Origin of the sequence: Streptomyces sp. NPDC058231 (genome assembly GCF_042882275.1) — a bacterium.
Classification (GTDB): Bacteria; Actinomycetota; Actinomycetes; order Streptomycetales; family Streptomycetaceae; genus Streptomyces.
Window position 1 is genome coordinate 1 of the sequence record NZ_JBHVWN010000133.1, and the last position, 6,466, is coordinate 6,466.

At 67.7% G+C, this 6,466-nt stretch carries 6 protein-coding genes and 1 pseudogene; 4 read left to right on the plus strand and 3 right to left on the minus strand.

Annotated elements, in window-relative coordinates:
* Window positions 1-718: 718 nt before the first annotated feature.
* The 3 genes from ACFVXE_RS38395 to ACFVXE_RS38405 form a co-directional block, all read right to left on the minus strand.
* On the minus strand, window positions 719-2,959 hold the full coding sequence (locus tag ACFVXE_RS38395) for a hypothetical protein (protein WP_389678379.1): 2,241 nt from the start codon (window positions 2,957-2,959) through the stop codon (window positions 719-721).
* Window positions 2,956-3,651 (minus strand): ABC transporter ATP-binding protein, encoded by a 696-nt coding sequence (locus ACFVXE_RS38400; RefSeq protein WP_389678381.1) that lies wholly within the window; start codon window positions 3,649-3,651, stop codon window positions 2,956-2,958. Before ACFVXE_RS38400 ends, ACFVXE_RS38395 begins: the two co-directional genes overlap by 4 nt.
* A 106-nt stretch (window positions 3,652-3,757) precedes the next feature.
* Window positions 3,758-4,123 carry a hypothetical protein gene (locus ACFVXE_RS38405; RefSeq protein WP_389678383.1) on the minus strand — a complete coding sequence of 122 codons (366 nt, stop codon included), beginning with the start codon at window positions 4,121-4,123 and terminating at the stop codon, window positions 3,758-3,760.
* Window positions 4,124-4,308: 185 nt separating this feature from the next.
* On the opposite strand from ACFVXE_RS38405, the pseudogene ACFVXE_RS38410 reads away from it, so the two are divergent.
* The 4 genes and pseudogenes from ACFVXE_RS38410 to ACFVXE_RS38425 all read left to right on the plus strand — a co-directional run.
* Window positions 4,309-4,650 (plus strand): annotated as a pseudogene (locus ACFVXE_RS38410) (transposase); the annotation flags it as partial.
* Between the two features lie 409 nt (window positions 4,651-5,059).
* Window positions 5,060-5,320, plus strand: coding sequence for a barstar family protein (locus tag ACFVXE_RS38415; RefSeq protein WP_389678387.1), 261 nt, complete (start codon window positions 5,060-5,062; stop codon window positions 5,318-5,320).
* Window positions 5,321-5,490: 170 nt separating this feature from the next.
* Entirely contained in the window at window positions 5,491-6,063 is a 573-nt protein-coding gene (locus ACFVXE_RS38420; protein ID WP_389678385.1) for a flavoprotein, read from the plus strand.
* Between the two features lie 137 nt (window positions 6,064-6,200).
* Window positions 6,201-6,466: DUF6959 family protein (locus tag ACFVXE_RS38425; RefSeq protein ID WP_389678386.1), on the plus strand; the 266-nt coding region annotated here is incomplete at its 3' end.

The window sequence follows — 6,466 nt, forward strand, 5'->3', positions numbered from 1 at the left end:
CAGCAGCCTCGGCTACCTCAGTCCCGCTGAGTACGAGAACGCACTCGCAGCCTGACCACCACACCAATGGTGTCCGTCAAAGCGGAGCAAGCTCAGGACTACACCTTCGCGGCGGACCTGCCCCTGCCGGCGGCCCGGGAGATCACCCGGCTGATCGGTGAGGGGGCCGAGCTGTTCGAGGATGAGCACCGCTGCACGGACTGCGTGGTCAAGCAGCTCACGCGAGCCTTGGACCGCGGCGAGCGGTGGGCCACGGTCTACGTCACCGCCCCGACCGTCCACCCGGGTGAAGCCGTTCCGCCCCCGGCGAACGAGCCGATCTACGCGGGGCTGCGGTCCGGTGGACGGCGGCCGGGCGTGTCGTGCCCGGCCAGACCGATCAGGAGTGGAACACGCTCACAAGCCGCCGCCCGTGGCCCAACCGATAGGCAGGCGTGGTGCGACGGCCTGCGCCCCCCTCGCCCGCACCACGCGACCCCGGCCCGGCGACCCCGGAGCCCGCCCGGCCACCCGGGGCTGACGGGCCGTACGATTTTGGTTGGGCCCCTTCCGGTCCGGCAGGCTCAGCCGAATGAGGGACCCACTCTGCCCGCCAGGGGGTATCCGCAGGGGATGGACATTCCAGGACCTGGACCAGCGTGAAATCACCCGCCGGAAGTCATGGCGGACGACGGCCGACGGCTGACACCGCAACCTCAAGATTCCCGACAGATTCAGTTCAGTCGTGCCGGGGACGCCAGTGCCTCGATTCCCGTACCGCGCTCAAGGCAGCCAGGCCGGCCACAAGCACGGCCAGGGCGCACAGCGTAGCTACCGACGCAGTCAGCATCTGGGGAGGCAGCTCACCGTTTCTCGGCGGTGTCGTGTAGGGCAGGGTGACCCAGACGGCGCTCACCGCACCCAGCGCGGCGGCGACGCACAGGGGTACGGCGAGCGTCCAGGCGGCCACGGTCACATACACACGCCGACTGCCGCTGACCACGGAAACCGGGGCGATGGAGCGGGCGAAACGCAGGACCTCCGCAAGGCAGTTCAACGCGGCGGCCAGTGCTACCAGCCCCACACCCACGACTCCCAGAAGTGTCACCCACCGCAGCTGGGAGGAGAGCAGGGCCGCACCTCCGATCCATCCCTGCCCCACCCCCTCGACGAGGGCACCGGGTCCCAGGATCGAGAGCGCGTCGCGCTTGAGGGTTCCCAGCGGAAGCGCTTGGCCCTGCGGCGAGTACACGACGAGCATGTTGCCCTGACGGGCGGCGAGAGGACCGCGGCTCACACCCACCTGTGCAACGGAGGACGGCAGCAGGGCACGGAGGGCGGGCGTAGCGTCCGAGAGGGGGTCGTCCCGAGTACGTTGCCCGGCCGGGCACGCCAGGCCCAGGCCGCGCAGAGCATCGCAGCTTCCGCGGACCGTGACGGCCTGCCGGACCTCGACAGGCCCGTCCTCGGTCTCCTTCACCTCGCCCGCTCCGTTCGCCAGACCGAGCGTCGAGTCGAGCACCGCCACCTCGGCTCCGGGTGGCAGCTTCTCGACCCACGCTCCGGTTCTGTCCTCTGCACCGTGCGGCATCTGTACGGTGAGGATGCTGTACCCGAAGCGCTCCCGCATGGCCAGCGCCCCTTGAACAGAGGCACTGTGCATGCTCGGATACACCTGGACCACACTCAGCAGCCCCAGCGCGATCACCACTCCCGCCACCAGGCGCGAAAGGTAACCCGGGCGTCCTTGGGTCCAGCGGCCCGCGAGGAGGGTCCCCGCCCAGCCCAGGCGGCGCCCGAGTTGCGTCACACCACGGCCTGCTGCGGACAGCAGCAGCGCGATGGCCGCGGGCACGGTGGCCAGGGCTCCGACGGTGCCGAGTAGAGACACGAGTACGACGGTCTGGGTGGCTCCATAGGTGGCGAAGGCCGTGGGCGACCAGCTCAGGATTCCCAGGAACACCGGGCACGATCCGGCTGCGACCTTCACCAGTCGCCCCCGACCGGCGCTGCGCGGTCTGGTGGACCGGCCGGGCCCCGCCCACTGATGCATCAGAACGACCAGAGCGGCGAGCAGCAGAGGGGACGCGATCAGTGCGAGGACCAGCTGCCAGGCGTGGGATCGCATGTCGGACGCTGCCAGCACATAGCCGACGAAGGGAATCCTCAGATCGGTGACCAGGGCCGCTCCCAGCGCGGGCGCGGTCAGTACGGTGCCGAGCAGCAGAGCCGGAGCCGCTTCCCCCGTGCTCATCAACGCCAGTTGCCGGGGTCCACCGCCCAGCGCGCCGAGCAGTGCGGTACGCCGGTCGCGGCCCGCAGCTCCCAGCCGGGTGGCCACCACGGCGAACAGACCGGCAGGAAGGCCGAGCATGGCGATCAGCAGGCTGAGGAAGACGGACAAGGGGCGCACGGCGGCCAGGTCACCAAATCCGCCCGCGTCCTCGGACCCGAAACCGGTGGCGAGCAGGGCGTGCTCGGCAGTGAGCGTTCCGTTCGCCGGCCGGGCGTAAGCGTAGCGCTCACCCGGGCTGGCCAGCCCTTCCGGAACGATGCTGCCGACGACTCGCCCGTACCGGTCTCCGACCCCGTCGGCGGCCAGCGACGGCGACAGCACGGCTTCGCCCGGACCCGGCCAGCGGGAGACACCTGGGGGCAGCGGAGCATCGGGGCTCATGGGTTCGACGTAGACGACCTCCACCTGCCGGTCGTGAACATCGTCCAGGTACAGCTGTATCCGCAGAGGCGCCTCTTCCGCGGCCTGGCCGTCGTGCAGACGCAGCACAGGCGTGCGTGCCGCCCCGCGATCCGTCCGCTCCTGGTACGTGGCCCAGGCAGCCATCACCGCAGTCAACGTCACGGCGAGCACGCACGTGGCGATCGTCAAAGCCACGAAGCGGACCCGGCCGTCGGCAGAGCCATGCCCGGCGGCGCGCCCCATACGCAACAGCTGACGGCTCAGCGACCGTCCTGCGCTCATCGGGCACCTCGGGAAAGAAGTGCCCCCTGAGTGACGAGCTGCCCCTCACGGAGGGCCAGACAATGATCGGCGCGAGCTGCGACCGACTCGTCGTGTGTGACCACCAGGACCGCACAGCCCCATTTCCGAGGAAGGGAGAACAGCAGCTCGGCGACAGCCTCTCTGTTCTGGGTATCGAGCGATCCCGTGGGCTCGTCGGCCAGGAGCAGCGCAGGCTGGTTCACCAGGGCGCGCGCCACTGCCGCCCGCTGCCGTTCCCCACCGGACAGCTCTGCGGTCGGGGTCGCCTCCACAGGCACGCCGAGGTCAACGAGTAGTTGGCGTGCACGGTCGAAGGCTTCGGCTCGCTTCACTCCGGCCAGGAGTGCGGCCATCGCGACGTTCTCCACGGGAGTGAGTTCCGGGAGCAGTTCGCCGAACTGGAACACCATGCCAATGGTGTCGCGTCGGTGCCTGGCCAGGTTGCGCGGCTTGAGCCCGGCCAGGTCCTGACCGGCTATGCGGACCTCACCATGGTCGTATCGGATCAGCCCGAGCACACAGTTGAGCAATGTGCTCTTGCCCGTCCCGCTGGGCCCGGTGACGGCCAGCGACTGACCGGCGGGGAGCGTGAGGTCCACGCCGTCGAGCAGTGCCCGGCCGGCCACGGAATAATAGAGGTCCCGGACTTCCAGCACGGGGTTCACTTGCATCACACGGTCTCTCTCAGCCGGTCGCTCGCCTGCGCGTTACCGGGTCACGGGAGCAAAGGATCTGAAGGGGCCCGCCGTTGCGGCGGAGCCCGTCAGCACGCCTCGGTCAGTGGCTCATGGCCACGTACACGGAGCAGTCGTCCGGCTGCGCTATCTGGGATTCGCAGATCTTCGCCTTGATGACCCAGCTTCCGGTGCCCGAGTAGTCCTCGGTACCTGCGCCCAGCTTGTTCCACACGTTGCGCTCTGTGCCGGAGCTCGCCGACCGATAGTAGGTGCTGTAAACCGGGTTGGAGTCCGAAGTACTGTCCCAGGCTCCCACCACGGCGCTGCTGGAGGTCGAGTTGTCGTAGACGCGAGCCTGGCCGGTGCCGGACAGTGTTGCTGTCTGATAGGCGAGGGCCGGCGCGGCACCGACGAGGGTGATGACTCCGACTGCCGACAGGGCGATGGCAACTCTTCGCTTGCTCATGAAATCCGTCCTCCTGTGAACTTGGACATGACAAGATCGCAGCATAGTCCACAAGTGATCATCAGATGGCTCTGTCGCAAGAAGATTCGACGGCAACAGCACGAGCGTGGTGGGCGTCGGCAACCAGTCCGTCGCTGAAAACCAACTAACCCGCTGTCTAACTGATCGCTTCAGAATGAAAGTCGTTGTGGGGCTTGGCAGTTGGGTGTTGTGTCGGCAGGATCTGTTGGGTGTCAACTGATCTTGTGCCTGATGACCTGTGGGAGCGTGTGGTTCCGCTGTTGCCGGCTCGCCCGCCCAGGCGACACCGGTTTCCAGGGTGGTTGCCTGCGGATGACCGGGCTGCGCTGCGGGGCATCGTCTACGTGTTGTGCAAGGGCGTGAGCTGGCGGGATGTTCCCGCGGAGCAGGGCGGCTGCAGCGGTGTGACGGCCTGGCGGCGTCTGCGGGACTGGACGGATGCCGGCGTCCGGCCGCAGCTCCGCGCTGATCTATCAGCACCTGGTGAACGGGCGGGACCATGCGATCGCCGCTCACGTCGATGAGCAGATCAAAAAGGTCCGCCCGGCCGAGCCTTCCATGGAGGGTCCGGAGGAGGCATCTGGCACGTGAGTGGCACGACGCCACTCCCCGCCGGAATCGCCGAGGAACGATCAAGGCCCAGGTTCCCGGTTTGATGCCGGCGACCTGGGCCTTTGTCGTGCTTCCTGCTGGTGGGCGCGGACGGTTTCGAACCGCCGACATCTGCTTTGTAAGGGCGGCGCTGACCCACAGGACGGTCTTGGCTGGTCAAACAGCCGTACAACAGCGCCCAGCCTGTCAGTGGGTCTCTGCACCGCCTCGCACCCTGATTGACCGTGGCTGACTGCTCGTTCTGGCACGGATCTGGCACGCAGGCCTCTTCTGGCACCTGCAAGGATCGCGGACAATTTCACCATCAACGTCAGTTCTGTGACCGACGAGCGCGGACTGCATGCAGTACTTGCGCAGGCACTGCACTTCCCTGGCTTCTACGGCATGAACTGGGACGCACTCTGGGATGCGATCACCGGCCTGGTCCAGATCCCGGACCATCTGCGCTTCGTAGGCTGGAACCACCTGAACAACCGTGTCCCGCGCGGGGCCACCATGCTCCGACAGGCACTAGCCCGGTATCAGCAGCAGTACCGGCCGCAGTTCCTCGCCGAGTACACGTAGAACACCGTAAGCCCCTCGATGCGAACTATCGGCACGACGGTCGCTCAGGGCTGTCGGCCTGTCCACGCGGGGCCTGGGGACCGGAAGGGGGTGCCGATAGTCGCTGTGGTTGCGGTACATCTCTGCTGTACTGCTGGCCGTGGGACGGACCAATGTGGGGTGGTGGAACCGTGAATGCAGGCAGCCGCGGGGTGCTGGGAGTAGTGGGCACCGCAGCTGATGGAGTCGAGCAGCTACGCACTGGCCTGGTCGAGCCGGCCATGGCCCTCGGCTGGCAGGTAGCCGTGACTCTGACCCCGAATGCCGGCCGATGGCTGCGGGCAAACGGCGAACTGGACCGCCTGGAGCAACTGACCGGCCTCCCGGTCCGAGACACCCCGCGCCTGCCGACCCAATCTCGCCCTCACCCGGTTGCCGACTGCTATGTCGTCGCCCCGGCCAGCGCGAACTACGTTGCCAAGCTCGCAATGGGCATCGCGGACAACCAGGCACTGACGCAGGTAAGCGAGGCGCTGGGCACGACAGGCGTATCAGTCGTGGTGTTCCCGCGGGTCAACGCGGCACATGCGCGGCACCCCGCGTGGGACAGCCACATCGAGACCCTGCAGAAGGCGGACGTAAGGCTCGTCTACGGCCCTGACGTCTGGCCACTCTACGAACCCAGGGAAGGGCCAGCAGCTCGGGAGCTCCCCTGGGCCACGATCGTGGAAGCCCTCCATCACGGGACGGCCCAGCCTGCTTGACACCCGCTTTAGGAGTTCGCGCGGACGGGCCTTGGGGAGCACCTGACCGCCTGGGGCATGACTGCTCGCGGTCGTTCAACGCCGCTTCTGTCCGCTGTCGTTGATGTCACCTGGTGATGTCAGGTTGGATGGTCCGTATGGAGCGTGTCGAGGCTGAGCTGTTCACGGACGGTGGCAACACCGCAGTGGTGCGCCTGCCCGGCCGTCGCTTCCCTGGTGTACTGATCCAGGGTGACTCCCTTTCCATCCTCCGCGCCGACGTCGCTCAAGTGGTGGAGGCCTTCGACCAGGGTGACGTGGCTGGAGCCCGAGAGGCCGCCGGCCTTCTCCTGGACGGCCTCGACGCGCTGCTCGCGCGCTACACCGCTGCGCTGGAAGCGCACGAGATCCCTCGACCGTACTG